This is a genomic window from Devosia psychrophila, assembly GCF_000971275.1.
Lineage (GTDB): Bacteria > Pseudomonadota > Alphaproteobacteria > Rhizobiales > Devosiaceae > Devosia > Devosia psychrophila.
This window is the reverse complement of the sequence record NZ_LAPV01000116.1, coordinates 1-589: the sequence shown is the minus strand read 5'-3', so window position 1 is coordinate 589 and position 589 is coordinate 1. Positions and strand designations below refer to the sequence as shown.

General features: G+C 55.9%; 2 rRNA genes. Both read right to left on the bottom strand.

Annotated features, from left to right (window positions below):
• Window positions 1–171 precede the first annotated feature (171 nt).
• A 5S ribosomal RNA gene (gene rrf / locus WH91_RS10685) occupies window positions 172–284 on the bottom strand.
• A 117-nt stretch (window positions 285–401) separates the two neighbouring features.
• Window positions 402–589, bottom strand: a 23S ribosomal RNA gene (locus tag WH91_RS10680); the annotation flags it as partial.

Here is a 589-nt window from a genome sequence, read left to right as displayed (position 1 = left end):
AAGCACCCTTGCATGGGAGCCTGCGGACGCCTCCGTTGTGAGGCGTTTTGTTTTGTGCGGGAGAGCAGAGGAGGGGGTTGCCGGGTCTGGCCGGCGGATCGCTGCGTGTTGCAGCAGTGCATAAAAGCAAACACCCCAGCTCTGTGTAAGAGCTGGGGTGTTGAGGGGAGAGCCTGGCGATGACCTACTTTCACACGGGAATCCGCACTATCATCGGCGCGGAGTCGTTTCACGGTCCTGTTCGGGATGGGAAGGGGTGGTACCGACTCGCTATGGTCACCAGGCTATGACTTGTTGCGTCGCTGACTGGGTCAGCGTCGCCAATATGGGAATGTAGTAAGGGGTTGTGCTTTTGTTTGTATCAGGCACAAGGCAGACCCAGCCGGAAACATACCGGTTATAGGATCAAGCCGCACGGGCAATTAGTACTGGTTAGCTGAACGCATTACTGCGCTTCCACACCCAGCCTATCAACGTCCTGGTCTCGAACGACCCTTCAGGGAGATCAAGTCTCCAGGGAATCCTCATCTTCAGGCAAGTTTCCCGCTTAGATGCTTTCAGCGGTTATCTCTTCCGTACATAGCTACCC